This is a genomic window from Paramesorhizobium endophyticum (assembly GCF_014640615.1).
Lineage (GTDB): Bacteria > Pseudomonadota > Alphaproteobacteria > Rhizobiales > Rhizobiaceae > Paramesorhizobium > Paramesorhizobium endophyticum.
Window position 1 is genome coordinate 35,695 of sequence record NZ_BMHH01000007.1, and the last position, 25,830, is coordinate 61,524.

Annotated in this window: 26 protein-coding genes, 2 tRNA genes and 3 pseudogenes; 16 read left to right on the forward strand and 15 right to left on the reverse strand. The window is 60.9% G+C overall.

Annotated features, from left to right (window positions below):
- Positions 1-145: 145 nt before the first annotated feature.
- Together ppx and IEX53_RS10220 are read right to left on the reverse strand one after the other, a co-directional pair.
- Positions 146-1,675, reverse strand: coding sequence for an exopolyphosphatase (ppx, locus tag IEX53_RS10215; RefSeq protein WP_188824076.1), 1,530 nt, complete (start codon positions 1,673-1,675; stop codon positions 146-148).
- Positions 1,672-3,855: an RNA degradosome polyphosphate kinase gene (locus IEX53_RS10220; RefSeq protein WP_236016139.1), complete on the reverse strand. Its 2,184-nt coding sequence runs from the start codon at positions 3,853-3,855 to the stop codon at positions 1,672-1,674. The genes ppx and IEX53_RS10220 overlap by 4 nt, the downstream gene beginning before the upstream one ends.
- Positions 3,856-4,311: 456 nt before the next feature.
- Between IEX53_RS10220 and IEX53_RS10225 the strand changes: the two genes are divergently transcribed.
- The 5 genes and pseudogenes from IEX53_RS10225 to IEX53_RS10240 all read left to right on the forward strand — a co-directional run bounded on the left by IEX53_RS10225 (position 4,312) and on the right by IEX53_RS10240 (position 8,394).
- Positions 4,312-5,106, forward strand: coding sequence for an HlyD family secretion protein (locus tag IEX53_RS10225; RefSeq protein WP_188824078.1), 795 nt, complete (start codon positions 4,312-4,314; stop codon positions 5,104-5,106).
- An 81-nt stretch (positions 5,107-5,187) separates the two neighbouring features.
- Positions 5,188-5,625, forward strand: a pseudogene (locus IEX53_RS23860) (FUSC family protein); the annotation flags it as partial.
- A 686-nt stretch (positions 5,626-6,311) separates the two neighbouring features.
- A complete protein-coding gene (locus IEX53_RS10230; RefSeq protein ID WP_188824079.1) occupies positions 6,312-6,557 on the forward strand; it encodes a zinc-finger domain-containing protein in 246 nt (81 codons plus the stop codon).
- Between the two features lie 216 nt (positions 6,558-6,773).
- Positions 6,774-7,997: an FAD-binding protein gene (locus tag IEX53_RS10235; protein ID WP_188824080.1), complete on the forward strand. Its 1,224-nt coding sequence runs from the start codon at positions 6,774-6,776 to the stop codon at positions 7,995-7,997.
- A gap of 22 nt (positions 7,998-8,019) precedes the next feature.
- On the forward strand, positions 8,020-8,394 hold the full coding sequence (locus tag IEX53_RS10240) for a hypothetical protein (RefSeq protein WP_188824081.1): 375 nt from the start codon (positions 8,020-8,022) through the stop codon (positions 8,392-8,394).
- Between the two features lie 54 nt (positions 8,395-8,448).
- On the opposite strand, the gene IEX53_RS10245 is transcribed toward IEX53_RS10240, so the two are convergent.
- The 5 genes from IEX53_RS10245 to IEX53_RS10265 form a co-directional block, all read right to left on the reverse strand.
- Positions 8,449-9,255: an amino acid ABC transporter ATP-binding protein gene (locus IEX53_RS10245; protein WP_308429137.1), complete on the reverse strand. Its 807-nt coding sequence runs from the start codon at positions 9,253-9,255 to the stop codon at positions 8,449-8,451.
- A 68-nt stretch (positions 9,256-9,323) separates the two neighbouring features.
- Positions 9,324-10,481 carry an amino acid ABC transporter permease gene (locus IEX53_RS10250; protein WP_188824082.1) on the reverse strand — a complete coding sequence of 386 codons (1,158 nt, stop codon included), beginning with the start codon at positions 10,479-10,481 and terminating at the stop codon, positions 9,324-9,326.
- Between the two features lies 1 nt (position 10,482).
- On the reverse strand, positions 10,483-11,676 hold the full coding sequence (locus tag IEX53_RS10255; RefSeq protein ID WP_188824083.1) for an amino acid ABC transporter permease: 1,194 nt from the start codon (positions 11,674-11,676) through the stop codon (positions 10,483-10,485).
- Between the two features lie 546 nt (positions 11,677-12,222).
- Positions 12,223-13,254 carry an amino acid ABC transporter substrate-binding protein gene (locus tag IEX53_RS10260; RefSeq protein ID WP_188824084.1) on the reverse strand — a complete coding sequence of 344 codons (1,032 nt, stop codon included), beginning with the start codon at positions 13,252-13,254 and terminating at the stop codon, positions 12,223-12,225.
- A gap of 224 nt (positions 13,255-13,478) precedes the next feature.
- On the reverse strand, positions 13,479-14,270 hold the full coding sequence (locus tag IEX53_RS10265; RefSeq protein ID WP_188824085.1) for a phosphatase PAP2 family protein: 792 nt from the start codon (positions 14,268-14,270) through the stop codon (positions 13,479-13,481).
- Positions 14,271-14,319: 49 nt separating this feature from the next.
- On the opposite strand from IEX53_RS10265, the gene IEX53_RS10270 reads away from it, so the two are divergent.
- The 5 genes from IEX53_RS10270 to IEX53_RS10290 all read left to right on the forward strand — a co-directional run bounded on the left by IEX53_RS10270 (position 14,320) and on the right by IEX53_RS10290 (position 17,189).
- Complete coding sequence (locus IEX53_RS10270) at positions 14,320-15,501, forward strand: cystathionine beta-lyase (RefSeq protein WP_188824086.1); 1,182 nt, start codon at positions 14,320-14,322, stop codon at positions 15,499-15,501.
- Between the two features lie 55 nt (positions 15,502-15,556).
- Positions 15,557-15,633 (forward strand) — tRNA-Pro (locus tag IEX53_RS10275).
- A gap of 74 nt (positions 15,634-15,707) precedes the next feature.
- A complete protein-coding gene (locus tag IEX53_RS10280; protein WP_188824087.1) occupies positions 15,708-16,013 on the forward strand; it encodes an ETC complex I subunit in 306 nt (101 codons plus the stop codon).
- Between the two features lie 83 nt (positions 16,014-16,096).
- Positions 16,097-16,173, forward strand: a tRNA-Arg gene (locus IEX53_RS10285).
- 368 nt (positions 16,174-16,541) lie between these two features.
- Positions 16,542-17,189, forward strand: coding sequence for a hypothetical protein (locus IEX53_RS10290; protein ID WP_188824088.1), 648 nt, complete (start codon positions 16,542-16,544; stop codon positions 17,187-17,189).
- A gap of 74 nt (positions 17,190-17,263) precedes the next feature.
- On the opposite strand, the gene mazF is transcribed toward IEX53_RS10290, so the two are convergent.
- The 3 genes and pseudogenes from mazF to IEX53_RS10305 all read right to left on the reverse strand — a co-directional run.
- Positions 17,264-17,623, reverse strand: coding sequence for a type II toxin-antitoxin system toxin MazF (mazF, locus tag IEX53_RS10295; RefSeq protein WP_188824089.1), 360 nt, complete (start codon positions 17,621-17,623; stop codon positions 17,264-17,266).
- Positions 17,623-17,886 (reverse strand): type II toxin-antitoxin system antitoxin MazE, encoded by a 264-nt coding sequence (gene mazE / locus IEX53_RS10300; protein WP_037063579.1) that lies wholly within the window; start codon positions 17,884-17,886, stop codon positions 17,623-17,625. Before mazE ends, mazF begins: the two co-directional genes overlap by 1 nt.
- A gap of 317 nt (positions 17,887-18,203) precedes the next feature.
- Positions 18,204-18,290 (reverse strand): annotated as a pseudogene (locus IEX53_RS10305) (IS5/IS1182 family transposase); the annotation flags it as partial.
- 163 nt (positions 18,291-18,453) lie between these two features.
- On the opposite strand from IEX53_RS10305, the gene IEX53_RS10310 reads away from it, so the two are divergent.
- Positions 18,454-18,774: a P-loop NTPase family protein gene (locus tag IEX53_RS10310; RefSeq protein ID WP_236016140.1), complete on the forward strand. Its 321-nt coding sequence runs from the start codon at positions 18,454-18,456 to the stop codon at positions 18,772-18,774.
- A 26-nt stretch (positions 18,775-18,800) separates the two neighbouring features.
- On the opposite strand, the pseudogene tnpA reads toward IEX53_RS10310, so the two are convergent.
- Positions 18,801-19,244 (reverse strand): annotated as a pseudogene (tnpA, locus tag IEX53_RS10315) (IS200/IS605 family transposase).
- A gap of 43 nt (positions 19,245-19,287) precedes the next feature.
- On the opposite strand from tnpA, the gene IEX53_RS10320 reads away from it, so the two are divergent.
- Positions 19,288-19,653: a hypothetical protein gene (locus IEX53_RS10320; protein ID WP_188824090.1), complete on the forward strand. Its 366-nt coding sequence runs from the start codon at positions 19,288-19,290 to the stop codon at positions 19,651-19,653.
- On the opposite strand, the gene IEX53_RS23865 is transcribed toward IEX53_RS10320, so the two are convergent.
- Positions 19,645-19,896 carry a hypothetical protein gene (locus IEX53_RS23865; RefSeq protein ID WP_236016145.1) on the reverse strand — a complete coding sequence of 84 codons (252 nt, stop codon included), beginning with the start codon at positions 19,894-19,896 and terminating at the stop codon, positions 19,645-19,647. The genes IEX53_RS10320 and IEX53_RS23865 overlap by 9 nt on opposite strands.
- Between IEX53_RS23865 and IEX53_RS10325 the strand changes: the two genes are divergently transcribed.
- The gene (locus tag IEX53_RS10325; protein WP_236016123.1) at positions 19,790-20,830 is read left to right on the forward strand and encodes a TniQ family protein; all 1,041 of its coding nucleotides are present in this window, start codon (positions 19,790-19,792) and stop codon (positions 20,828-20,830) included. The two genes, IEX53_RS23865 and IEX53_RS10325, sit on opposite strands and share 107 nt — an antisense overlap.
- Positions 20,831-20,931: 101 nt before the next feature.
- Here the strand turns inward: IEX53_RS10325 and IEX53_RS10330 are convergent, their stop codons facing one another.
- The gene (locus tag IEX53_RS10330; RefSeq protein ID WP_188824091.1) at positions 20,932-21,168 is read right to left on the reverse strand and encodes a hypothetical protein; all 237 of its coding nucleotides are present in this window, start codon (positions 21,166-21,168) and stop codon (positions 20,932-20,934) included.
- 163 nt (positions 21,169-21,331) lie between these two features.
- Here IEX53_RS10330 and IEX53_RS10335 point away from each other — a divergent pair, with 163 nt between their 5' ends.
- Positions 21,332-21,598, forward strand: coding sequence for a hypothetical protein (locus IEX53_RS10335; protein ID WP_188824092.1), 267 nt, complete (start codon positions 21,332-21,334; stop codon positions 21,596-21,598).
- 58 nt (positions 21,599-21,656) lie between these two features.
- Here the strand turns inward: IEX53_RS10335 and hdaA are convergent, their stop codons facing one another.
- Together hdaA and IEX53_RS10345 are read right to left on the reverse strand one after the other, a co-directional pair.
- A complete protein-coding gene (gene hdaA / locus IEX53_RS10340; RefSeq protein ID WP_188824093.1) occupies positions 21,657-22,361 on the reverse strand; it encodes a DnaA regulatory inactivator HdaA in 705 nt (234 codons plus the stop codon).
- Positions 22,358-23,539 (reverse strand): AI-2E family transporter, encoded by a 1,182-nt coding sequence (locus tag IEX53_RS10345; protein WP_188824094.1) that lies wholly within the window; start codon positions 23,537-23,539, stop codon positions 22,358-22,360. Before IEX53_RS10345 ends, hdaA begins: the two co-directional genes overlap by 4 nt.
- A 218-nt stretch (positions 23,540-23,757) precedes the next feature.
- On the opposite strand from IEX53_RS10345, the gene purM reads away from it, so the two are divergent.
- Positions 23,758-24,834 (forward strand): phosphoribosylformylglycinamidine cyclo-ligase, encoded by a 1,077-nt coding sequence (purM, locus tag IEX53_RS10350; protein WP_188824095.1) that lies wholly within the window; start codon positions 23,758-23,760, stop codon positions 24,832-24,834.
- Positions 24,831-25,484, forward strand: coding sequence for a phosphoribosylglycinamide formyltransferase (gene purN, locus IEX53_RS10355; RefSeq protein WP_188824096.1), 654 nt, complete (start codon positions 24,831-24,833; stop codon positions 25,482-25,484). Before purM ends, purN begins: the two co-directional genes overlap by 4 nt.
- Positions 25,485-25,830: the final 346 nt, after the last annotated feature.

A 25,830-nucleotide genomic window follows, 5' to 3' on the forward strand; every position in this document is an offset into this window, starting at 1 on the left:
CGCTCCCCCTTCGACGTTTGCGATTGATGCCGGCCTCGATGAAGGCCAATCTCCCCCCTCGCGGGGGAGATGTCCGGCAGGACAGAGGGGGGCGCTGTCCCGCCGACGTTAAAACCGCCTTGGGTAGCAATGCCCAATTGCGGCTCTACCCCACCACCAGATGCAGTTCCTTCCCCACCAGCTTCGCCAGGTGCTGCAAGCGCCCCTCGGGCCGCTCGGCCACCAGATCGGCATGCTCCTTCGGCACGACGAGTTCCAGGCCGCCATTTTCCATCTCACGCCAGTGGAGATGCGGGATAATCCCCGGCATGGAGGCGGAGAGGAGGTAGACGACGCGCAGGAGGGCGCCCAGCAGCTTTGCCCGCTCGCGCAGGCGCGGGGTGGCAAGTTTGAGGATTTCCGGCGCGACGGCGTCGTCCACCACGCCCTCGTGGCGGAAATAATTGGCGAGCGCCATATAGGAACGGCCCGGATGGTCGATGCCGCCGAAGGAGCCGTGGGCGATGAGGTTCAGCGCCTGCGAGCCGCGATAGTCCGGATGAGCGCGCCAGCTGATATCGGCGAGAAGGCAGGCCGCGCGGCGGTAGCGAGCCTCGTCCTCCGTCTCGTCGAAGCCCAGCGCGGCGAAGGCCTTTTCCGTCCAGTCCGCCAGCTCATGGGCATGGCGCGGCGAGCGGGCGCGCAGGATCGCCGTCTCCTCCGCCGCCGCAAGCAGTGGATCGGAACGCTGTTCCGCTTTTGACAGGAGAGAATAGAGATAGCCCTCGCGCACGCCCAGCGCCGAGAAGACGATCTTCGAGGGTTTCATGCGGCGGATGGTTTCGAGCAGCACGATCGCGCCATAGGAGAGCAATTGCCGGCGGTTCTTCGACACCGCCTCGATGCCGCGCATATGGTCGATATCGCCCCTGGCGGCGCGGACCAGGAAGTTCTGCGCCTCCTTCGGGTCCATCTCATAGGCGTGCATGATGTGAAGGGGGTAGTTCTTGACGTTCATGTGCAGCTTGGCGAGATTTCGCCAGGTGCCGCCGACCGCATAGAAGATGCGGCCCTCCCCTTCCTTCAGCAGCGTTGCCCGGTCGAGTTCCGTGTGGGCAATCTGCCCCGCTTCCGTTAGCTTGCCGTTGGAGAGATCCTGAAGGCGCAAGCCGCCCAGCGGCAGCGTGATGCCGTCGCCGATGGTGTGGCCGCGCACATCGACAAGCTCGAGGCTGCCACCGCCGAGATCCCCCGCAATGCCGTCGGGATCATGGAAGCCGGAGATGACGCCGAGCGCCGAATAATAGGCCTCTTCCTTGCCCGAGAGCACCTGGATGGGCGCGCGCAGCACAGCTTCCGCCTCCGCAATGAAGGCCGGGCCGTTTTCCGCCTCGCGCGCGGCGGCGGTAGCGAGCGCATGAATGCTCGTCGCGCCGGCCTGCGCGGCCAATGCACGGAACCGGCGCAGGGCGCTCAATGCGCTCTCGACGGATTTATCGTTGAGGCGGCCGGTCTTCGCCAGCCCCTTGCCAAGGCCGCACAGGATCTTCTCGTTGAAAAGCACCGTCGGGGAGCGGACGATGCCTTCATAAACGACGAGGCGGACCGAGTTCGACCCGATATCGATGACCGCGACCGGCTGCCGCCCCTTCAGACGGCCCTGAGCCACCGTCCCCTGGCCTTGGGGCAAACTCATGCGCCGCGATTTCTCTCAGCGCGGGCGCGCTTGCGATGGGCGATGAGGCGGGGCGCCGAGGATTTCAGCGATTTGCCACGCCCTGACAGGCTGGGATTGGTCATGAAGTATTCCTGCGCGTTGAAGGCTTCTTCTCCCTCGGCAGGTTTTATCCGGCGAGAGGTACCATCGGCAAGTAGTTCGTAGCTCTGCTGATTGTCAATGATGTTGGCAAGCATGATTTGCGAAAGCACCTGCTGATGCACCGTGGCGTTGGTGATCGGCACCAGCGTCTCCACCCGGCGGTCGAGATTGCGCGGCATCATGTCGGCGGAGCCGATATAGACCAGCGCCTTTTCCGAGGGCAGGCCATGGCCGTTGCCGAAGCAGAAGATGCGGCTATGCTCGAGGAACCGCCCGACGATGGATTTGGCGCGGATATTCTCCGACAGTCCCGCCACTCCCGGCCGCAGGCAGCAGATGCCGCGCACCACGAGGTCGACTTCCACCCCGCCCATGCTGGCGCGGTAGAGCGCGTCGATGATCTGCGGATCGACGAGCGAATTCATCTTCATCCAGATCGCGGCGGGACGCCCGGCCTTGGCATGGGCGATTTCGTCGTCGATGTGCTTCAATATCCGGTCGCGCAGATTCAGTGGCGAGACGGCGAGGCTCATCTCCTCCGCCGGCTGGGCATAGCCGGTGATGAAATTGAAGATGTGCGAGACGTCGCGCGCGATGGCCGGGTCTGACGTAAAGAAGGACAGGTCGGTATAGATGCGCGCGGTGATGGGGTGGTAATTACCGGTGCCGAGATGGACATAGGTTCGCAGGCGCGAATCTTCCCGGCGCACCACCAGCGACATTTTCGCGTGGGTCTTCAACTCGATGAAACCGAAAACGACCTGCACGCCCGCGCGCTCCAGATCGCGCGCCCAGCGGATATTGGCCTCCTCGTCGAAGCGAGCCTTCAACTCCACCAGAGCCGTCACGGATTTCCCCGCTTCCGCCGCATCCACCAGCGCGCGGACGATGGGGCTGTCGTTGGAGGTTCGGTAGAGCGTCTGCTTGATCGCCAGCACATCCGGGTCTTGAGCCGCCTGACGCAGGAACTGAACCACCACGTCAAACGATTCGTAGGGGTGGTGGACGACGATGTCCTTTTCCCGGATAGCCGCGAAGCAATCGCCGCCATGCTCGCGAATACGTTCGGGAAATCGCGGGTTATAGGGCACGAATTTCAGATCAGCGCGTGGAATAGCGACGATCTCCGAAATCATGTTGAGCGCCAGGAGGCCGCTGAGTACGCTGATGCGATTATCAGGCACACCCAGCTCGGTGGCGACGAAGTGGCGCAGGCCCTCCGGCATCTCGCTATCGAACTCGATGCGGATGACCTGACCGCGGCGGCGGCGCTTCAAGGCGCTTTCGAACAGGCGCACAAGGTCTTCCGCCTCTTCCTCCACCTCGATATCGCTATCCCTGATAATGCGGAAGGTGCCCGCGCCCTTCACCACATAGCCGGGGAAAAGCTTGCCGATGAACAGGCTCACCGCGTTTTCGAGCGAGATGAAGCGGAAACTGCCGTTCTCGCCGGGAAGCTGGATGAAGCGCTTGAGCGCCGTGGGCAGGCGCAGCAGCGCCGTCATCGGGTGGTTATCGGCACGGCGCGCAAGCTGCAGCGCGATGGAGAAGCCGAGATTCGGGATGAAGGGGAACGGATGCGCCGGGTCGATGGAAAGCGGTGTCAGCACAGGGAAGATGGTTTCGAGGAAATGGCCTTCCAGCCAGCTCTTCTCGCTATCGGTCAGCGCCTCCGGCTTGACGATCTCGATCTTTTCCTTGGCGAGTTCACCCAGCAGGACACGCAGTTTTTCCTGCTGTGCCGCCTGCAGCTTGCCGACCTCCTCCAGCACGAATTCGAGCTGCTCCTGCGGCGTGCGGCCATCGGCGCTGCGCGTGGCAATGCCGGCGCGCACTTGTGCCGCCAGACCCGCGATGCGGACCATGAAGAACTCGTCGAGATTGGTGGCGGAAATGGAGAGGAAGCGCAGGCGCTCCAGCAATGGCTGTTTTCCGTTGCGGGCTTCTTCCAGCACACGGGCGTTGAACTGCAGCCAGGAGAATTCGCGATTGACGAAGCGGTGCGGGCTTTCGAGGAGCGACAATTCGCCCGGCGCAGCCGCCGCCTCCGCCTCGATCCGCGTCGCGGCTTCTTCAACAATGGTCGTGTTCACTTCGTTCATCTCACCCACTCTCCGTTGCCGTCCGGAAATACCCCGCACAAGCACGGAACCTATGAAACTATTATGACAGTTTGATAGCACAGGGGAACGAAGGCGGGGTAAACGCTTCGGTGAAGCTGCGGAAAAAACCCCTCATCCGACCGCGCTTTCGCGCGGCCACCTTCTCCCACAAGGGGAGAAGGGAGGGTGTTTGGCTTCGACACTAACGCCAAACACCACCGTCTACGATTGGCAGAGGCGGTAATGCAATCCTCCAACCTTCTCCCCCTTGTGGGAGAAGGTGGCCGCGCGTAGCGCGGTCGGATGAGGGGTATGCCCAGCACCCATCTCAAAAGTACTATTAAAAACAAATCAGATTCATAAATAATATTTTCCATGTATTAAATATGAATATTTATAGATTAAGGAGTCATGACCTCAAAAACCCGAACCAATACTTACCCCAAACCCACCAGCACCCGCCTCGCTCGCGCGGCGTGGGTCGCCGGCATTCTTATCATCGGCATTGCGCTTTACACGCTCGCGGGCCGTTTCATGGCCTATACCGGCGATGCCTATGTCCGGTCCGATCTGGTGGCCGTCACGCCGGAAGTGTCGGGGGTCGTCCGGTCGGTCGATGTAAAGGACAATCAGCGCGTAACGCCCGGCACGCTGCTTGCCGTGATCGAGCCCGGACCCTACCGGATTGCTGCCGACCTGAAGCGGGCGCAGCTCGCGCGCGCCGAAGCCGCGCCGGGCAGGACGGATGCGACTGTGGCGGCGGCCAAGGCTGAGCTGGCCATGGCGCAATATAATCTCGCACGGACGCGGCTGACTTCACCGGTCGAAGGCTATGTCAATAACCTCACCCTGCGTCCCGGCGCCTATGCCAGCACCGGCCAGCCGCTCATCGGCATCATCGATGACGGCAGCTGGCGCATCGTCGCCAATTTCAAGGAGGATGTGGCGGCGTCCGTACCCGTGGGTACGCGCGTCTGGGTCTGGCTCGATGCCGACCCGTGGCACATCCTGCCGGGCCGGGTCGAGAGCGTCGCCCGCGGCATCGCCCGGCAGCCGGGGCCGGAGGGGCTTCTGCCTTACGTCGCGCCGACGACCGACTGGATCCGGCTGCGCCGCCGCCTGCCGGTTACCATCGTGCTCGACCAGCCGGCGCGGACGAACGGGCTTTTCATGGGCGCCGACGCCCGCGTGTTTTTCTGGCGCTGAGCCGCCATGCTGGGCTTCGTCGAGCGCCTCATCGCCAGCCTTGAAGAAGAATGGCGCGCGCTGTCGCTTTCGTTGCGGTACATGCATGTCCAAACCGGCGTCCGGGCGACGCTTGCCACGATGCTGGCGCTGCTCGCCGCGCTATGGCTGCATCTCGATAATCCCTGGTGGGCGGGAATCAGCGCGTTCGTCATCGGGCGCAGCCATGTGACGGCTACCCTCGAGCGCAGTTTCGACCGCGCCATCGGCACGCTCATCGGTGCGGTGGCCGGCTATCTGGGCGCGGCGCTCGTCATCCAGCATCTTGCATTCGCGATCACCTGCGCGGTGGTGACGGCCATCTCCATCTATGGTTTCGAGCGTGCGAAACATGGCTATGCCTTCCTGCTGGGCGGCGTCACGGCGGTCGTGGTGATGTTCGGATCGATCAACAAGCCGGACGCCGCCATTGATTTCGCCGTCTACCGCGCGCTGGAAATCCTCGTCGGGATCGCCGCCGCCTGCCTTGTCGATTATGTGCTCGCCGAGCGGGCGCCGAAGGGGGACGCATCCGGCGCGACACCTCCAGCGCACCCACCGGGCGACCGGGAACTGGCGGTCAACGCGATCAGCGGCGGCCTCGCCGTCGCGATGATCCCCACCATTTGGGAAAGCCTGCAACTGCCTGCACTGGGGCAAACGCCGATCACCGCCGTCATCATCCTCATCTCCATGCAGAGCGAACCGCACTGGAAGGCAATCACGCGCGCCTCTGGCTGCCTCATCGGAGGCATCTACGGGCTTCTCGCCATGAAGCTTGCCGCGGACGCCCTGCTGCCCTGGCTCGCCCTGATGGCGGCGGGGCTGTTCGTCGGCGCGCAGGTCAACCACCGCGGAGGCGAGGCTTCCTATATCGGTTTGCAGGCGGGAGTGGCGCTCATCATGCGATGGTGCAGGGCCAGGGCCCTTCGCCCGACATGCTGCCCGCCATCGACCGCCTCGCCGGTATCTTCGGCGGCATCCTCGTCGTCGGCATCATGCAGCCGCTGCTCGCGCCGCTCGTCCGCCGTGTGCTCGACTGGAATTCGGCTTGAAATATCGCGCGATTTGATCCAAACCGCTTTTCGAAAACAGGTCGTCCACGGTAACAGGTGGCACGATTGTCACAGGATCCCGGAAGCTCAGGGCTTGGCGGGATCGTCCTCGGTTAATGCCGGAGCCTGCCCATGTCCGATCATGCCATTCCTCATTTTCAAAACGATGCCGGTCATCGCGCCATCGAAATCGGTGTGCACGAGTTCATGTGCGTCGGTGCGAATCCGCCCTTCGACCACCCCCATGTCTATCTCGACATGGGCGACAGCGACGAGACCGTGTGCCCCTATTGCTCGACGCATTATAAATACAGCCCCAACCTGCATGGGACGGAGACCCGGCCTGAGGGCTGCCTCTACGTTCTGACGAACGTTTGAGCCAATTCCCATTGAGATGGAAACGCTAACGCCAGCCACCCTCTGCCCTGCCGGGCATCTCCCCCCCAAGGGGGGAGATTGGCTGGCAACGACCAAGGCAGCTAATCCTGCAACATTAGCGATTGGCGAAAGCGGAACTCCTCGTCAATCTCCCCCCTTGTGGGGGAGATGGCCGGCAGGCCAGAGGGGGGTGTTTGGCGCCGGCGCTCCAAGCCCATGACAACCATCCCCGCCAAACACATCATCATCTCCGGCGCGGGCATTGCGGGACTGACCGCAGCGCTGGCGCTGGCGGCGAAGGGGTTCAGCGTCAGCATTTTCGACAGGACGCCTGCTCTTTCCGAGGTCGGCGCGGGGTTGCAGCTTGCACCCAACGCCACGCGGCTTCTCGCCCGGCTCGGCGTGCTCGACCGGCTCTTGCCGCAGGCGGTGACGCCGGATGCGCTTTATCTCAAGAATGGCGCGAACGGCAAAACCCTGACCCGTATGGGCCTCGGACCGGCAGCGGAGGCGCGCTGGAACGCGCCCTATATCGTTTGCCACCGCGCCGATCTGCAGGCGGCGCTGGTCAGGGCAGCGGAGGATCACCCCGCCATCACCCTGAAGCTGGGCGCGAATGTCATTTCCCATAGCGTGAGCGAAGGCGGTGTGACGGTGCAGATCGACGCCGGAGACCGCATCGAGGAGCACCAGGGTGCGTTGCTCATCGGCTGCGACGGGGTTTGGTCGATGCGCCGCTCCGTCGCCGCGCATGATGGCGCGCGGTTCACCGGCCATATCGCCTGGCGCGCGAGCCTTGCCGCCGGAGCGGTGCCCGATATCTTCCAGACGACGCTTGGCGAGAAGAACAGCGTGTCCGCATGGCTCGGCCGCGGCGTGCATTTCATCGCCTATCCGCTCAAGGCTGGAAAATCCTTCAATTTCGTCGCCATCACCAGGGGACGCGATCCGGGGCGGGAATGGTCTTCAAAGGGCGACAGCATCGCGCTGCAAGCGGCCTTTTCCGGCTGGCATCCTTCGATCCACGCCGTCATCCGCGCGGCGGCGGAGCAATGGACCTTCTGGCCGCTGTTCCAGATGCCCTCCCCCCGCTTCATCTTGAGCGCGCGCACAGTTCTACTCGGCGACGCCGCTCATGCGATGACGCCCTTCGCGGCGCAAGGCGCGGCGATGGCGATCGAGGACGCCTGCGCGCTCGCGGCGGCATTGTCCGGCGAGGAAGCGGAATGGCCCGCGGCGCTCGCCATGTTCAACGAAGAGCGCACGGCCCGCATCGCAAAGGTGGCGCGGCGCGGGTCACTAAACCGCTTCGCCTACCACGCGGCGGGACCGCTGGCGCTGGGGCGGAATATGCTGTTTCGTGCGCGGCCGCCGGAGCGGTTTCTCGACGATCTCGACTGGCTTTATGGGTATGATGCGGTTGCGGCGGTTCAGTCATAATCAGAGAAGGCTTTGGATGAGAATGCCCAAAATTCAGGGTCGATCCCAAGGGTATAAATGGGCCCTTTCAGTCGGAACAGGCGTGGGAATAATCATCGCCACCACCGCCACATCATTGGGAAGTCAATTTTCCCATCCGCAATATGGCATTGTGGATGATAAACACCCTGCATATGTGAAAGCCTATCAGCTTTGCGATTCCAAAGTCTATGGCAAGGGCTTTGCGGTTGGAAATAAGGTTTACCGCTCCAAAGCCGCCGTTCGCGAACAGGTTTTCGAAATTCTTAAAAAGCTTCAGAAGACGCCTGACGAAGCGAATACCATCGCCAGATGGGCCACCGTTCAGAAGGAGTTCATTTCCTGCATCGATGAACAAGATTTCAAATACAGGAAATAAAAACACCCGCCGGGCACGTATCCGGCGGGTGTTTTCTTCAAGCCATTAAACCGCTCAATGCAAAATCTGGCTCAAGAACAGCTTCGTCCGCTCGTGTTGCGGGTTGTCGAAGAATTCCTTCGGTGAGTTCTGCTCGACGATCTGGCCTTGGTCCATGAAGATGACGCGGTTGGCGACTTGGCGGGCGAAGCCCATTTCGTGGGTGACGCAGATCATGGTCATGCCTTCTTCGGCAAGCGAGACCATGGTGTCGAGCACTTCCTTGATCATTTCCGGGTCGAGCGCCGAGGTCGGCTCGTCGAACAGCATGATGCGCGGGTTCATGCAGAGCGAGCGGGCGATGGCCACGCGCTGCTGCTGACCGCCGGAGAGTTGACCGGGATATTTGTTCGCCTGCTCGGGGATTTTTACCCGCTCCAGATAGTGCATGGCGATCTCTTCCGCCTTCTTCTTCGGCATCTTGCGCACCCAGATCGGCGCGAGCGTGCAATTCTCGAGAATCGTCAGATGCGGGAAGAGGTTGAAGTGCTGGAACACCATGCCGACCTCGCGGCGCACCTCGTCAATCTTCTTCAGATCGTTTGTCAGTTCCTTGCCGTCGACCATGATCTTGCCCTTCTGGTGCTCTTCCAGCCGGTTGATGCAGCGGATCATGGTGGACTTGCCCGAGCCGGACGGCCCGGCGACGACGATGCGCTCGCCGCGCATGACCTTCAGATTGATGTCGCGCAGCACATGGAAGTCGCCATACCATTTGTGCATGTTGACGATCTCGACCGCCACCTCGGTGGAGGAAACCGTCATCTTGGAGCGGTCCGCCTGGATTTCCATCGGATCGACGATGCTGTGTTGTGTGTTCATGGGTAAGTTCCCTTATCTCATTTTGCTAGCCGCATGATCTTGTCCAAAAAGTCTGCAACTTTTTGGGATCATGCTCTATGAGCGGTATCGAGCCGGCGCTCCATGAAGATGGAATAGCGCGACATCGCAAAACAGAAAATCCAGAAGACGAAAGCGGCGAAGACGAGGCCCGTCGCCGGCGTCTGCGGCGATGACCAGTTCGTATCGGCAAAGTTCTGCCGCACGATGCCGAGCAGGTCGAACATGCCGATGATGTAAACGAGGCTGGTGTCCTTGAAGAGGCTGATAAAGGTGTTGACGATGCCGGGGATGACCAGTTTCAGCGCCTGCGGCAGGATGATGAGCCGCATTTTCTGCCAGTAACTCAAGCCCAGCGAATCCGCGCCCTCGAACTGGCCCTTCGGGATGGCCTGCAGGCCGCCGCGCACCACCTCTGCCAGATAGGCGGCCTCGAACAGGGCGACGCCGATGAGCGCCCGCAACAGCTTGTCGAAGGTGACGCCGGGCGGCAGGAACAGAGGCAGCATGACGCTGGCCATGAACAGCACAGTCACCAGCGGTACGCCGCGCACCGTCTCGATGAAGATGACGGAGAGCAGCCGGATGACGGGCAGTTTCGACCGTCGGCCAAGCGCGAGCATGACGCCGAGCGGCAGCGAAACGATGATGCCGACGAAGGCGAGCACCAGCGTCACCAGCAGGCCGCCCCAGAGCGGGGTTTCGACATGGCTGAAGCCGAACGAGCCGCCGACGAGTAGAATAAAGGCAACAATCGGGAAGGCGATGAAGAACAACAGGGCGTTCGCCTTCTTGTAGGGCACGCGCGGGATCATCAGCGGCACCAGCAGGGCGACGAAGAGCGCCGCCACGATATCGACGCGCCAGCGCTGGTCTATCGGATAGCGGCCGTAGATGAACTGCTCGAATTTGGCGTTGACGAAGGCCCAGCAGGCGCCGGACCATCCTTCCGGATGCGTACCGCCCTGCGCCACGGTCAGGCAGGCGGTGCGGTCCGTGCCGGTCCATGCGGCGCTGAAGAACAGCCAGTTGAAGACCGGCGGCAGGAACCAGACGAGCGCCAAAATCGCCAGGACCGACATTGCGGCATCCACGGGCGTGGCGAACAGATTGACGCGCAGCCAGCGGACGATGCCGCGCTCGCCCAGCGGGGCCGGCTCTGCCCCCGCCATTTCCTTGCGCACGAAACCGGGATCGGAATTTGCCATCTTATCTCTCCACCAGCGCCATCTTGCCGTTGAACCAGTTCATGAAGCCCGAGGTCGCGAGGCTGAGGCCCAGATAGATCACCATCCAGATCGCCACCACTTCGACGGCCTGGCCGGTCTGGTTGAGGATCGTTCCGCCCACCGCGACGAGATCGGGATAGGCGATGGCGATGGCGAGCGACGAATTCTTGAGCAGGTTCAGATACTGGTTCGTCAGCGGCGGGATGATGATGCGCAGCGCCTGCGGAACCACCACCTGCCGCATCGTCTGGCCGGGGCGCAGACCGAGCGCATAGGCCGCCTCGGTCTGTCCCTTGCTGACGCCCAGAATACCGGCGCGCACGACCTCGGCGATGAAGGAGGCCGTGTAGAAGGAAAGCGCCAGCAGCAGCGCCAGGAACTCGGGGTTCATGTGCGAACCGCCGGACAGGTTGAAATTGCCGAGCTTCGGATAGTTGAAGGTGAGCGGGAATCCCGTCACGACGAAGGCGAGAAGCGGCAGCCCGACGATGAGCGCGGCGGCAGTGCGGTAGACCGGGAAGATCTGCCCCGTCGCCATCTGCCGCGCGCGCGCCCAGCGGGCGACGAAGAAGGACAGCACCAGCGCAAGAAGGAAAGCGACGCCGACGAGCCACGCCTTGTCGCCCCAGACGGCCGATGGATAGAACAGGCCGCGATTGTTGATATAGGTGCCGAGCGGCAGCGAATAGCTCTGGCGCACCACGGGCATGACCATCAGCACGCCGAAATACCAGAAGAAAATGACCAGTAGCGTCGGGATGTTGCGGAAGACTTCCACATAGACGAGGCAGATCTTGGCGATCAGCCAATTGCGCGAAAGCCGTCCGACACCGACCAGAAAGCCGACGACCGTGGCCAGGATGATGCCGAAAACCGCGACATAGAGCGTGTTCAGCACGCCGACGAGCAGCGCGCGGGCATAGGTTGCATCATTCGTATAGGGAATGAGCGACTGGCTGATATCGAACCCGGCGCGGCCCTTCAGAAAGCCCCAGCCCGAGGCGATATGGGCGCGCTGCAGATTGGTGACCGTGTTGTTGGCGATCCAATAGATCAGCGCGATGATGCCGATGAAAACAACGGCCTGATAGATCAGCCCGCGGATTTTCGGGTCGTATAGAAACGATACGCCCGGGCTTTCACGGCCGGATTGTGCAATCTCCTGCGTAGCCATGCACCCCTCACTTCAACTTCTCTGTTATTCCCAATTTATTATTTTTCTGGGTCGCTTATCGGGGAAGGCGGCTTTTCCAGCCGCCTCGCCGTTCAGTTTATGCCTTTATCGCATTTGGCGCAAATTTTGCTTTGTGCGTTCGGGTGGTAAGCCGGCGGGCTTTCACCGAAAACGCCGGCGGCACCAGCCTTGCGCTTCGCTTTCCACGGTCATCCTCGGGCTTGATCCGAGTATCCATGGCAAAGAGACGCCAACGTTCCAAACCGCATCGACGCATTCCAGCAAGGAAGAAACCGATCACCGTGTCACGTAGCGAATTATGATCCCGTCGCACATGAGAATAGCGCTTATGCTCCCTTGCCGTGGATCCTCGGGTCAAGCCCGAGGATGACGGGAAAAAGGCTGGCGCCCATTCAAGTCCGGCAGGCCACGCCTTAATCCGCGTTTCCGCTTTATTCGACACCACATCCAATAGCCTCCAGGTCAGGACCGGCGAACCGGTCCCAACCCGAGCAAAGCTTTGACGTTTGCCAGACTATACGGCGATCAGCGGATCGGCATGCCGTACTGCAGGCCGCCCTTCGTCCACTGGGCGTTGAGGCCGCGGGAGATCTTCAGCGGGCTGGTGGTGCCCAGATTGCGCTCGAAGACCTCGCCGTAATTGCCGACGCCCTTGATGATCTTCACCACCCAGTCATTGGTCAGGCCAAGGTCGGTGCCGATCTTGGTGTCGGCCTCGGAGCCGAGCAGACGCTTGATCTCGGGGTTGGCCGAGTTCTTCATCTCGTCGACATTCGCCTTGGTGATGCCGAATTCCTCGGCGTTCAGCAGCGCGTAATGGGTCCAGCGCACCACGTCGGCCCACTGGGAATCGCCCTGGCGGACACCGAGGCCGAACGGCTCCTTGGAGATGATTTCCGGCAGGACGACATGGTCGTCCGGGCTGCCCAGATTGAGGCGCACGGAATAGAGTTGCGACTGGTCGGAGGTGTAGGCGTCGCAACGGCCGGCATCATAGGCGGCGTTGACCTCTTCCAGCTTCTCGAACACGACGGGGTTGTATTCCATCTTGTTGGCGCGGAAATAGTCGGCGAGGTTCAGCTCGGTCGTGGTGCCGGCCTGCACGCAGATCGACGCACCCGAGAGTTGGAGGGCGGAGTTGATGCCCGACAGCTTCTTCGCGTTGATCATGAAGCCCTGGCCGTCATAATAGTTGACGCCCGCGAAATCGAGGCCCAGCGCGGTGTCGCGGCTGATGGTCTCGGTCGTGTTGCGGACCAGAACATCGATCTCGCCCGACTGCAGCGCGGTGAAGCGCTCCTTGGCGTTGAGCGGGGTGAACTTGACCTTGGTGGGGTCGCCGAAGATGGCGGAGGCGATGGCGCGGCAGTAATCCACGTCGAAACCGGACCACTCTCCCTTGTCGTTCGGCGCCGAGAAGCCGGCGAGCGAGGTGTTGACACCGCACTGCAGGAAACCCTTGGCTTTGACGTCGTCCAGCGTGCCGGCGCTCGCAGATGCGGCGGTCCAGGCAAGCGCGGCGATGCCGAAGGCACCTTTAAGTACAGATTTTTTCATGTTGGCCACTACCCCTTTTTGTGTTGCCTTCGTGTTCCCGTTAGAAGGGCATCAAAGCAGAATGCCCCGGCATCACGCACCAAGCGCGAAACCGGGTCGATGGACAGGTCTGCCGTGCTCCCATTCACGATTTATATCGAATGCGATAATTCGCCCCGGGTCAAGGCTTTTAACGCTTATTCAACCAAAGCAGCAACCGCGCCGGGAATTGCGTAGCCCTGCGCTCATTCCAGGGCGGGGCGGCGGCGTTCCGGCAGGAGCCTTCCCGGAACGATCATGAAACCCAACTTCCGGTTGGCTAGAAAGCGCGCGAGGAAAAGCGTGGCGAGGAAGCCGATTGTAAAGCCAGCCACCACATCGGTCGGATAATGGGCGGCGACGGCGACGCGGCTGAAGGCGAGCGCGAGGGCGGCAATGAGGCCGCCCAGACGCCAGCAGGGAAACCAGAGCGCCAGGATGACCGCGATTGCGCCGACCGTCGCCGAATGTCCCGAGGGGAAGCTCGCATGGAAATAGCCGCCGTGGAAGGGCTGGATGATATCAGGGCCGAGCGCATCGATCAGCGCCGGACGCGGCCGCCCGACGAGAACTTTGAGGATTTCCACGATAAGGCCGCTCAGCCCGATCGCGGCAAAGGCGAACGCGGCCTGGCTTTCGAGCGTGTGGATACGCGCATGCTGCCGCGCTTCCAGCCCTTGCCGGTTCCGGCCCGTGGTCCAGATGAGGACGCAAAAGAGAATGGCCAGATAAAGCAGCGTCCGGCCCAGATCGGTCAATTGCCGCAAGAGGGAGAGGCCGGGCATATCGCTTGCGGAAACGGCGCGCAAGATGATCCCGTCATAGGGGTGCAGAAACCACAGGACCAGCATCACCACGACAGCGCCCACTGTCATGGACCGCGTCCAGGGGGATGGCGCGTCGGCGGGCGCCTGCAGGCGAAGGCCGGCTGCGAGCGCGCGAAAGGCAAGACGGAGATTGGCTTTGACCGTGTCGAACATCCGCTCTAAGCGTTGCATCGAATTTTGTCACGAATAGGCTGGCCTGATCATAGCGGGAGAAATATCGATGGGAAAACCCACGGACAAGCAGAAGTCGCTCGGGGTCAACACGCGCCTCGTCAAAGGCGGCAACGACCCACATGAATTCTACGGCTTCCTGAACCCGCCCGTCGTCCGCGCCTCGACCGTGCTTTTCCCCGATTCGCAGACGCAGGCGACGCACAAGCAGCCCTATACCTACGGCACGCGCGGCACGCCGACGAGCGATGCGCTGGCCAAGGCGATCGATGAGCTGGAGGGTTCCGCCGGGACGGTTCTGGTGCCATCAGGTCTTGCGGCGGTCACCATCCCTCTCCTCGCCTTCCTTTCCGCAGGGGATCACGCGCTTCTTGTCGACACGATCTACAACCCCACCCGGCATTTCGCCGATACCATGCTGACGCGGCTGGGTGTGACGGTCGAATATTACGACCCGGCCATCGGCGCCGGTATTTCCGCGCTGCTGCGCCCGAACACCAAGGTCGTGCTCACGGAATCACCGGGCTCGAACACGTTCGAGATACAGGATATCCCCGCCATCGCCGCTAAGGCGCACGAGGCGGGCGCGGTCGTGATGATCGACAACACCTGGGCGACGCCGCTCTATTTCCGCCCGCTCGATCATGGGGTGGACATTTCCATCCATGCGGCAACGAAATATCCGGCCGGCCATTCCGACGTGCTGCTCGGCACCATCTCGGCCAATGAGCGTTGTTGGCCGCAGCTTCTGGAAAGCCATGGCACGCTCGGCATGTGCGCCGCGCCCGACGATGTCTACCAGGTACTGCGAGGTCTGAGAACCATGGGTGTGCGGCTCGAAGCGCACCAGAAAAGCGCGCTTGAGATTGCCCGCTGGCTGGAAACGCGCCCGGAGGTGGCCGAAGTGCTGCACCCGGCGCTCGAAAGCCATCCGGGCCATGCGATCTGGAAGCGCGACTTTACCGGCGCGTCGGGCGTTTTTTCTTTCGCGCTCAAGAAAGGCGCCAGGAAGACGGCGCATGCCTTCCTCGACGCGCTTAATCTCTTCGGCATCGGCTATTCCTGGGGCGGCTATAGCAGCCTCGCCCTGCAGGTGAGCCTCTCCGACCGCACGGTCAGCCGAAAGGACTATCCGGGCCCGGTCATCCGGCTCCAGATCGGCCTTGAGGACACGGCTGACCTGATTGCAGACCTCGAAAATGGCTTTGAGGCGGCTCGAAACGCGGAATAGACGTTTTTCCCTCTTGCGCGGGAAGGATGAAATCTCTAGGGAAAATCAGTATTGGCGGAGCGTAGCGCAGCCTGGTAGCGCACCTGATTTGGGATCAGGGGGTCGGAGGTTCGAATCCTCTCGCTCCGACCAGCTTTTTAGAGGCATCTGGCACTTCCCGAGGGGACATCTGCGGGATGCTGCGAAAGCGGACTTAAAGGTGTAGAATGGTTGCGCGCATATATCGTCCCGCCAAGACCGCGATGCAGTCGGGCAAGGCCAAAACGACCTCCTGGCTGCTGGAATTCGAACCGGAAAGCCCACGCAAGGTGGAGCCGTTGATGGGCTACACGTCTTCTGGCGACATGAAGAGCCAGATCAAGCTCTTCTTTGACACCAAGGAAGACGCCATCGCCTATGCCGAAAAGCACGGCATCCCCTACCGGCTCTTCGAGCCGAAAGAGGCGAAGCGGCGCAAGGTTTCCTATTCCGACAATTTCAAATACGACCGCCAGCAGCCCTGGACGCATTGAGCGGTTTTTGTCCCGCTCAAGCTGGCATCCCGAGCCTTTTTGCTTGGCTGGGCGAAACTCTGCGTATATTGCTTGTCCCCGTGGGTCCCGTAGCTCAGCTGGATAGAGCACCGGCCTTCTAAGCCGATGGTCACAGGTTCGAATCCTGTCGGGATCGCCATTTTAAATACGGACCACTGCTTTCCTGCACCTTCCTTGATGATTTCGCGGGTTTGGTTTGTCCCTGCGCTGGCTGATGTGGCCTCTTCGCGGCATTTGATTAGGGCATCTTCGATTTTTCGCGCCTGAAGTGGTATGCAGCGCCAGATACGTCTGGTCTATGTTCCAAAATTCCCGGACCTCTGCGCCTCATATCTCTGGACTAGGTTCCTTTGAGTTCCGACCGCTGTCGACATGTCCTTCTTTCTATTTCAGCTCAACTGGTTACCCCTGAGACGAAGTACCTGAACGATCCCGAAAAAACTTCGCTTCAGGTTCCGACAATTCGGAAGGCATGCGGTTAGGTAAAACCGTAACAAGGAGAACGACATGTCTAGGCCCCCAACTGACTACGCCGCAGCCCGCGAAGCCATCCTCAGGACTGAGATCGCCTACAATACCGAGAAAAATATCTTGCCCTCCGTGATCAAGGTCGCCGAAGGTTTGCTCTCGCGCGGCCTCGAACTGAGTGAGGCCTATCGAGAGGTCCATGCGAAGCTGGGAACGAAGCATCAAGCCCTGACTATGTTTTTCGATGGGCTTCTCAACACGGCGGCATTCTGGAGTCCGACGAAGCTCACTACTGCGCGAGAAAAGCGCTCTAGGCTTGATAACCTGAACAATGAGATCGCCAAAAAGGCCGGTGAACTCGCTGTGCTGTTGGAAAAGCGATCAAATCTCAACGGGCAAGATGGATTTTACAGCCACACCCATTATGATGTCTTGGAGGTGATGGAAGTTGCCGCGCGGCATAACTCCTTTTACGAAATGCACGTCAGCGAAAAGGTTCGTGCGTTGAGAGGGCTATACGACCTAAGATACTGGCCATCTCTCGGCGAGTTCGTGAACACGTTGGCCATGGATGCGCGTGAGGCAGTAGTCGAAGCGAGCAATCCGCTCACCGCGGCAGGAACGGCATCGAAACGTGCTTCACAGGCGGACTTTTCCGGCATTATGGAGCAGTTGCCACAAACCTGATTAAAGGCTCACGGCACCTTGAGGTGGGATAGGCAAATTTAAGGTGAGGGTTCTCGGCGACGTGTGTTGGCCGACTAAGCAGGGTCGATCATGCTGACCACTCTGGCGACAATTTCGTCGATGGTGGAGGCGTCCAGCGTATCGACATGTTTGGCAGTCTTTTGCTTTACCCGCTCCAGGATGTCGAGTGCTCTCACCTGATTGCAGAGAGCCACGCCGGTCGTTTTGTGGCCTGAGATATTGACGGCAAGACCGGCTTTGCGGGTGAACGCACCGCCCGTCGTAATGGGAACTGTAAGGCACATGCCGACCAGATTGATTTCACGAGGGGTGATCACGACACAGCTATGATCATCCCTCATTTCATTGCCTACAACGGGATTAAGGCCGACGAGAAAGACGTCGCCACGCTTTGGAATGTTGCTTCGGACCATCAGAACACTTCGTTACCAACGGGCGTGCTAACATTCCAGGAGGCCGCTTCTTTATTGAGTGCAGCCATTTCATCTGCTCCTTCGAGCAGCTCAGCCAGCGTGTATCTTTTCTTTCCCTGCTTCGGGGTCGCCACAAGAGACCCATTATTGACAACCAAGGTCAACTCTGTGCCGACTTCGACGCCGAGCATCTTCAAAAGCGCGGGAGGAATGCTAAATACGGTCGCGCCGCCCTGACGGCGAATCTTTGCCGTATTACTCATCTGATGAACTCCAGTTTGTGCTACTTAAATAGCACATTCTTCGAATGAAGCAAGATGCCCTCGCAAGCTTCATGGATATTTTTAACTCCTGGCTTCGCTTGGACTGTCACGCGTCAAAGCAATTCGAATCGACTCCGGATGATATCCCTAGTATCGGTCTTCTCATGTTCAGATCGATACGAATAGAGCGCTGACCCTCTGGCTTCCGTCCATCCGACGGAGCTGTCCGTTTATGTCCTGCGTATCGACCGGAAATCTGAACATGCTCCAGAAGCGAATTCCCATCCTGAGGCCGAACACCTACGACCCCTTCTCCGCAGGAGCGCCCATTCCTCATCGGTCAGGTCACTCGGATAGCGCAACCGGTCACGGTTGTAGCGCGCGCGGTTCGTAACAGTCCACATCAGCATCTTCCTTTTCGACGCAGTTGCCAAACAAGGAATCACGCCCGATCAGACCGTACAATACCAAATTCGCTAACCGATTCTCCCGATTCACGAAGTCGCCGGACGGACACTGAGCATCGAGGCCCCCAAGCCCTGCACGACGAAGGACTTCGCTGTCGCGATCCTCGATGCCATCGGTGTGCCCTCCAAGTCGAAGATGACGGAAGGCCAGCTCTTTGCGACTGTGAAGACCCAGTTGCGCGAGCGCGGCATCCACTATCTCCACGTAGACGAGGCTCAGCATCTACTTCGCCATAGTCGTAGCAGTGCGATTCTCGATGTCCAGGATCGCCTCAAGAGCCTGATGCAGATCGAGGACTGGCCGCTGCATACGATCTACTCCGGGATGCCGCAACTCGCGGATCTGCTCACGGGCGACCAGCAGCCAATAACCCCCAGCAAAGCTGGGGGTTTGACGGGGAACCGCCATAGGCGGTTATAAAAGATATTGGGACGATAGATTGGATTTTATGAAGAACCGAGCCGCAGTTGCATCTGGTCCAACTGCTTATCGGCCAATTCCTGGTTCCTGATATAGGCCCGGATCATTTCTTCGTCCCGCCCAACAGTCGATACGAAATAGCCCCTCGCCCAAAACTTGTGCCCCAGAAAATTGCGCATCTTGCGCTCCACATTCTGCGCTACCCAAATCGAACTTTTGCCTTTCAGATACCCGATTACCTCCGCCACTGAATATTTCGGCGGAATCGATATCAAGATATGCACATGGTCCGGCATCAGGTGCCCTTCCTCGATACGGCATTCCTTGCGACGGGCAAGATCGTGGAATACAGTTCCCAACTACCGCCTGACTTGACCAAACAGGGCTTTCTTGCGGTATTTCGGTGTGAACACGACGTGGTACTTGCACTCCCACGTCGCGTGGTTCAGGTGATTATGATCCTGTGACATTGTGATCTCCTTGGAGGCCCTTGCGGTTCCCCAGGGAGATCGTATGACTCTGCTACCCTATTCCCGTAGCTGTAAAACGGCCTTTATTCGCTCCGGCAGAGCCGGAGGCTTAGCGGGAGAGTTATCCAACCGGGCGATGGTGATCCGCTTCATCCCGCTGAGCCTCTCCGGAGACAAGGCCAGCATCGAACAAGTGCTGTCCGACATCGTTGAAGAAAAGTGCGGCCTGAGCCTCTCCGAGGAACTCCGCACCGATGACTTCCTCGGGCGTCTGTGCTCCGCCAACAGCGGGTGCTACGGGAAAATCATCGAGGCGGTTCAGACAGCCTGCTTCCTGGTCATGCACAAAGGCAAAGGAACGGTCGATCGTCGGGCTTTCGCTTACAACTATCAGCGTGTATCAGCGTGACACCGGCTGCCTCCCGAGCGATAACGTGTTCACCGCCGCGCGCTGGAGTGAAATCGATCCCAGCAACGCGCTGGCCGACTTGGCCATCGTTGGTAAGGGAGGCAAGTGATGGTTCTGCCTGTAACGCTTCTCCATCATGACGACGAGGCGGCGCTCGATTTCGTCGCCCGTCTCGCGATCGCCAACGGCTATCCGTCGTTGCGCGACTTCCTCGCCCATACTGACAACAACGGCCAACGCCATCGTACATGGCGAGACGGAGGCCCTGGCTTTCGTCAGCGAGTGGTCTGGGGTGCCGGTCGCGCGACTAGGACAACTAGCGGCGGTGGCGTCTGGTGCGGGTCGCACTTGGCGAATGGGCTGTGCAATCCTCAGCAAGGACATGCGGCCAGGACGAATGCACCGCTTCTGCGCCCGGTGCGTGTTGGACGACCGAGAAAGCGAGATGGGGCGCATGGCGTCTCGCGCCTATCGCCGCGCATGGTGGTCGATCCGCGCCATTAAAGGATGTCCGGTTCACGGCTGCGCTCTGACGGAAGTGGCTGTCGACGCCGCCGGCGACGTCCACGACTTCCCGCAATTCGTAAAAGCCAATCTCGGACTGATCGAGGACGTAGCGGCTACTTCTGTCCCGAGCCGCCAGCCTCGGCTGGATACGTATCTGCGCGACCGAGTATTTCTGGATAGCGGGGATGGCTTCCTCGACCGGCTCGACGCTCACGTCACTGCCGAGTTTTCTCGCTATCTCGGCGACTTCCTGATCCTCCAAGATGTCAGGGCCTGGATGCACGAGGGAACCGATCTGCGTGAATGGGGTTTCAATATCGCGGTAAAGGGAGAAGGCGAAATCCGCCATGTTATGGCGGAGGTCATCGATCGGAAGCGCCCGACAACTCAATATATCGAATCGGTCATCGGGCCGATGGTGAAATGGCTTCGCCGCAACCAGGCAAAGGAAGCGTACGCACCTGTAATTGATCTCATGCAGGACATTCTCGAGCGCAACATGCCGTTCGGAGAGGGGCTATCAATACGGTCTCGAATGCCCGCTCCGGCGGGCTTTTTTTGTGCCTGCCTCGCGAAAGTGCCCAAATCAAATACCGCGGAATGCCCAAGGCTGTTTAGCATCCCCGAAAATTACATAATGATTTCATTACATAATGATTTCAATGTATAATTATCTAAGAGGGACAAACCAAGACCGCGTAATCACTTCTCGTATCCTGCCCCGGTAACCAAATCCGAACAAACCGCTGATAGCTTCCCGCCGCATGGCCTTCATGCGGGAATCAGCGGGTAGAGTTTCATGGCCAGGAAGAGACGTTCATCCAAGAGCTCGTCCGGGATCGGGTCGGGCAGTGCGCTTCTTGCTATCGTGGCGCTGGGCGCGGCGGGTTGGTGGGCGGCATCCGATGGGAAACGCCCGGAACTGTCTGGCTTGCTGAAGCAGGTTCCGAATTTCGGGAAGGCGGAAGAGGCGAGTCCGAGGCCGAAGGTGGCCGTCGCTCCCGCCAAACCGCAAGAAGCTCCAAAGGCGAGCGCGGCGGTTGCACGAAAGGCCGATGTGCCGCGACCGGCAGCCCCGGTCCGTCCAGCTGTAGCCCCATCAAGCGATTCCGCCCTGCGGATAATGCCTCCGCGGCCCCCTGCCCCCGTCAATACTACCCAAGCGAAATCGGTGGCGAATATTCCTGTCGGCAGGCCAGATCCGGCGACGACGCCCTCCGCCTTCTATGCACGGGAGCGCGTCGTCATTCGTGAACATGCCTGGGACAAATCCGCCGCTATCGGCGCCGTCGAGCGCGGGCGCGAAATGCGCTCATATGGCAAGACCGGCAAATGGCACCGCGTCGTCGTGCCTTCCACCAGCATGATCGGCTGGGTGCATGAGGACCAGCTCGCGTCCTCGCCGCCATTCTTCACGGGATCGATATTCAAGAAGTGAGATAGTGAGGTAGTGATCAAAAGAGCCTATTATCTCACTACTCACTACTCACTACTCACTACTCACTATTCCCTACCTCACTATTCCCCTCTTCCATCTCCGCCAGCACATTCGCCGCGAGCGTCCGCGTGATGCGGCATTTCTGCTCCAGCGCCGCATGGTCGAGCCGGTCGACGACGCGGTTGGCGGTGGAAAGCGAGCGCTCGATGCGGCTGACGAGATAGGCGACGAGGGGCGGCTCTACCGCCACCTGCCGGTCGGCGAAGAGCTTGTAAATGACCGCAGAGAGAAGCTCGTCGTCCGGCTCGGATATTTCCACCACCGTCGCCGCCTTCATGCGCGAGGCAAGGTCCGGCAGCGCCAGCGGCCAGTTGGCCGGGCGGCTGCGCGAGGTCATCAGCAGCGAGGTTCCCGCCTGCCGCACCGCGTTGATGAGGTGAAATAGGCCCGTCTCGTTGAACGGGGCCGTACCGATGTCGTCTATCAGCACCGGACCGGCATTGGCTTTTTCGATTGCATCAGGCCCGAGGTCTGCCACGTCGAGGATGGCGGCATCGGAGGCCGCTTTCCAGATCGCGGCGAGATGCGTCTTACCAGAGCCTGCCGGGCCGGCGAGCACCACCACGGGCGAAAGCCAGTTGGGCCAGCGGTCGATGATATCCACCGCCGCGCGGTTCGACGCCGCGACGATCAGATCCTCGCGGCCATAGCCCGGCTCATGTCCGAGCGCGAGTGGCAATTGGCGGGGCATCATGATTGTCATGGAGCGTCGTCTCCGCTGCGATCCTCAAGCCGCGCACGCTCCTTGCCGCGGCTGCGATAGAGCGGCGATTCCAGATAGCGTCCGAGCGCGAAGCGCACCAGAACGCCGACAGCGGCGGCGGCGGGCACCGCGATCAGCATACCGGTGAAACCGAGCAGCGAGCCGAAGGCGAAGAGCGCGAACATAAGCCAGACCGGATGCAGGCCGACCGACGAGCCGACCAGCTTCGGCTGCAGTATATTGCCCTCGATGAACTGGCCGATGAAAAAGACCGCGGCAACGGCCAGCACCATCCAGCTCAAACCGAACTGAACCAGCGCAACGCCCAAGGCCAGCACCAGCCCCACCAGCGAGCCGATATAGGGGATGAAGCTGATGAGCCCAGCGAAAAGGCCGATCAGCAGACCGAAATTGAGCCCGACAATGGTGAGGCCTACGGCATAGATGGTGCCGAGGATGAGGCAGAGTGTGCCCTGCCCGCGAATGAAGCCGGCGATGGCGGCATCCATGGCGCGCGCCAGGGCGCGCACGGTCTGGAGATGCTCGCGCGGTATCCACGAGTCGATCTGATTGATCATTCGGTCCCAGTCGAGCAGCATGTAGAAGGCGACGACAGGCGTGACGACAACAAGCGCCGCGATATCGATGATCGCCTTGCCGGAGTTCCACACCGACTGGAGGAGCGTGGACAGGAAGCTCGTGCCCTGTTGCAGGAGCGTACTCAGATTGTCCTGAATGACGGAATTGGAATTGTCGCCGCCGATGAGCTTTCTCAGCCAGGGCGAGTCCCGCTCGGCAATGAAGGCCTGGAGCTGTTTCACATAATCGGGTAGCCGGGCGCCGAGATCGGTAGCCTGCGTGACAAGCATCGGCACGATGATCATGATCGCCAATACCAGGACGACCAGGAAAGTGAGCAGGATAAAGATGGTGGCAGCCAGGCGCGACAAGCCGAGCCGCTCAAGCCGGTCGGCGACCGGATCGAGAAAATAGGCCAGCGCCATGCCCGCCACAAAAGGCAGGAGGATCGGGCTGAAAATCCAAAGGAACAGCCCGAAGAGCGCCATTGCGCCAAGCCAGAACAGGGCCTGGCGGCGCACGTTGGCGGCAAGGGTATTGACCTGCACATCGACGTGAACGTCGCCTTCAGGCTTTGTCTTCACCGTTGTCTTGGCCATAAATGTGATACCATCGGTTCGAGCCTGCGATTGAGATAGGCTGCTGTTTCAGTCACGGTCAAGTGAAGTGTCGGCAGCCCGCGCCATTGACTGTGCAAAGGCGTGGATGAGGCCGTTTTCCGCCCGCTTTTCTGGCTTATCCGGGCATATCAGCCTTGCGGGGCGGGCGAACTCGTGCCATTTCCCCCAGCTATATAACAGGTTTTCAGAGGCAAGTGATGACGGCAACGCGCCCAACAGCCACGAACGGGTTGACCTACCAGCAAGCGGGCGTGGACATCGACGCCGGGAATCTCATGGTCGAGAAGATCAAGCCGCTCGTCCGCTCGACGCGGCGTCCGGGCGCCGATGGCGAGATCGGCGGCTTCGGCGGGCTGTTCGACCTGAAGGCGGCGGGCTTCACCGATCCGGTGCTGGTGGCGGCCAATGACGGCGTCGGCACCAAGCTGAAAATCGCCATCGACGCAGGTCGCCATGACACTGTTGGCATCGACCTCGTGGCCATGTGCGTCAACGACCTGGTGGTGCAGGGCGCGGAGCCTCTCTTCTTCCTCGATTATTTCGCCACGGGCAAACTCGACCCCGACCAGGGCGCGGCCATCGTCGCCGGCATTGCCGAAGGCTGCCGGCAGGCGGGCGCGGCGCTCATCGGCGGCGAGACGGCGGAGATGCCGGGCATGTATCGCGACGGCGACTATGATCTTGCCGGCTTCGCGGTCGGCGCGGCGGAGCGCAATCGCCTGCTGCCCAAGGGCGATATCGCCCCCGGCGACGTCATCCTCGGCCTGGCTTCTTCGGGCGTTCACTCCAACGGCTTTTCGCTGGTGCGCCGCATCGTCGAGCTCTCTGGCCTCGGCTGGGATGCGGATGCGCCTTTCGCGCCGGGCAAAACGCTGGGCGAGGCGCTGCTGACGCCGACTCGCATTTATGTGAAGCCGCTCCTCGCCGCCATCCGCGCCGGCGATGGCATCAAGGCGCTGGCGCATATCACCGGCGGCGGCTTCCCGGACAATATCCCGCGCGTGCTGCCATCCGGCCTTGCAGCGGAAATCGACCTTTCGGCCATCGCCGTGCCGCCCGTCTTCTCCTGGCTTGCCAAGACCGGCGGTGTGGAGCGCGACGAGATGCTGCGCACCTTCAATTGCGGCGTCGGCATGATCGCCGTCGTCGCGCCGGAACAGGCGGCGGAAGTGGCGGCAACGCTCGCGGCGGAGGGCGAGACGGTCGTCACGCTCGGCAAAATGATCCCCCGCGACGGCATAGGCGTCGTCTATCGCGGCACGCTGGCGCTATGATGAAGAAGCGCGTCGCAGTGCTGATCTCGGGACGCGGGTCGAACATGTCCGCACTGATTGAGGCCTGCAAGGACCCCGCCTACCCTGCCGAAATCGTCGCGGTGCTTTCCAACAAGCCCGACGCGGCGGGACTGGAGGTGGCGCGCAGCCATGGCATCGAAGCCATCGCCGTGCCGCAGAAGGAATATGCCTCGCGCGCCGCGCATGAGGAAGCGATCAACGCTGAGCTTGCCCGCATCGCGCCCGATATCGTCTGCCTTGCCGGCTATATGCGGCTGATGTCGGCGGATTTCGTCGCCCGCTGGGAGGGCCGGATGATCAACATCCACCCTTCCCTGCTCCCGCTCTTCAAGGGCCTCGACAGCCACGCCCGCGCGCTCGAATCCGGCATGCGCGTCCATGGCTGCACGGTGCATTTCGTAACCGCCGAAATGGATGGCGGCCCCATCATCGCCCAAGCTGTGGCGCCGGTGGAACCCGGCGATACGGAAGACACCCTCTCCGCGCGGGTACTAACAGTCGAGCACAAGCTCTATCCGCTGGCGCTGAAGCTGGTGGCGGGGGGGAAAGTGGCGATGGTGGATGGCGGGATTGTCTATTCGGGGCTTACCAAGGCCGATAAGACGTTAATCGGCGTATTTACCCCCTGATATAGCCCAGGTCCAGCTCAGCGCGGTCAGAAGCCCAAGCGCCGCCGCCTCCAGCGAGAACTGGCCCATGCTGGCCAGTCCGGTCCAAAACGGCATATGTGGACGGCCCCCTGGTTGCAAGAACTCTTTGATGGTGCTGAGCGGATCGCTTGCGTGCATATGTTCGGCCTGTTGTCGCGCTCGCACATGAACGCTGGCCAAGATGGATTCCGCGACGTGGGTTCCAAACAGCTTGTCGACCACATTGGGCCATACGATTTTACGGAATTTCCCGCGTCTCGGATCGATCGATCACACCATCTGCTCGTTTCTTGCAAGTTCACGCATCAGTTCGGCGCGGTAACAT

Coding starts and splice junctions, on each gene's coding strand:
- purM (WP_188824095.1), top strand. CDS start 23,758: ATGACGGCAACGCGCCCAACAGCCACGAACGGGTTGACCTACCAGCAA.
- IEX53_RS10225 (WP_188824078.1), top strand. CDS start 4,312: ATGACCTCAAAAACCCGAACCAATACTTACCCCAAACCCACCAGCACC.
- mazF (WP_188824089.1), bottom strand. CDS start 17,623: ATGGTCCGAAGCAACATTCCAAAGCGTGGCGACGTCTTTCTCGTCGGC.
- IEX53_RS10240 (WP_188824081.1), top strand. CDS start 8,020: ATGCCCAAAATTCAGGGTCGATCCCAAGGGTATAAATGGGCCCTTTCA.
- IEX53_RS10245 (WP_308429137.1), bottom strand. CDS start 9,255: ATGAACACACAACACAGCATCGTCGATCCGATGGAAATCCAGGCGGAC.
- IEX53_RS10270 (WP_188824086.1), top strand. CDS start 14,320: ATGGGAAAACCCACGGACAAGCAGAAGTCGCTCGGGGTCAACACGCGC.
- IEX53_RS10325 (WP_236016123.1), top strand. CDS start 19,790: ATGACGACGAGGCGGCGCTCGATTTCGTCGCCCGTCTCGCGATCGCCA.
- IEX53_RS10265 (WP_188824085.1), bottom strand. CDS start 14,270: ATGCAACGCTTAGAGCGGATGTTCGACACGGTCAAAGCCAATCTCCGT.
- IEX53_RS10230 (WP_188824079.1), top strand. CDS start 6,312: ATGTCCGATCATGCCATTCCTCATTTTCAAAACGATGCCGGTCATCGC.
- mazE (WP_037063579.1), bottom strand. CDS start 17,886: ATGAGTAATACGGCAAAGATTCGCCGTCAGGGCGGCGCGACCGTATTT.
- IEX53_RS10290 (WP_188824088.1), top strand. CDS start 16,542: ATGTCTAGGCCCCCAACTGACTACGCCGCAGCCCGCGAAGCCATCCTC.
- IEX53_RS10250 (WP_188824082.1), bottom strand. CDS start 10,481: ATGGCAAATTCCGATCCCGGTTTCGTGCGCAAGGAAATGGCGGGGGCA.
- IEX53_RS10255 (WP_188824083.1), bottom strand. CDS start 11,676: ATGGCTACGCAGGAGATTGCACAATCCGGCCGTGAAAGCCCGGGCGTA.
- purN (WP_188824096.1), top strand. CDS start 24,831: ATGATGAAGAAGCGCGTCGCAGTGCTGATCTCGGGACGCGGGTCGAAC.
- IEX53_RS10280 (WP_188824087.1), top strand. CDS start 15,708: ATGGTTGCGCGCATATATCGTCCCGCCAAGACCGCGATGCAGTCGGGC.
- IEX53_RS10260 (WP_188824084.1), bottom strand. CDS start 13,254: ATGAAAAAATCTGTACTTAAAGGTGCCTTCGGCATCGCCGCGCTTGCC.
- IEX53_RS23865 (WP_236016145.1), bottom strand. CDS start 19,896: ATGGCGTTGGCCGTTGTTGTCAGTATGGGCGAGGAAGTCGCGCAACGA.
- ppx (WP_188824076.1), bottom strand. CDS start 1,675: ATGAGTTTGCCCCAAGGCCAGGGGACGGTGGCTCAGGGCCGTCTGAAG.
- hdaA (WP_188824093.1), bottom strand. CDS start 22,361: ATGACAATCATGATGCCCCGCCAATTGCCACTCGCGCTCGGACATGAG.
- IEX53_RS10320 (WP_188824090.1), top strand. CDS start 19,288: ATGACTCTGCTACCCTATTCCCGTAGCTGTAAAACGGCCTTTATTCGC.
- IEX53_RS10235 (WP_188824080.1), top strand. CDS start 6,774: ATGACAACCATCCCCGCCAAACACATCATCATCTCCGGCGCGGGCATT.
- IEX53_RS10345 (WP_188824094.1), bottom strand. CDS start 23,539: ATGGCCAAGACAACGGTGAAGACAAAGCCTGAAGGCGACGTTCACGTC.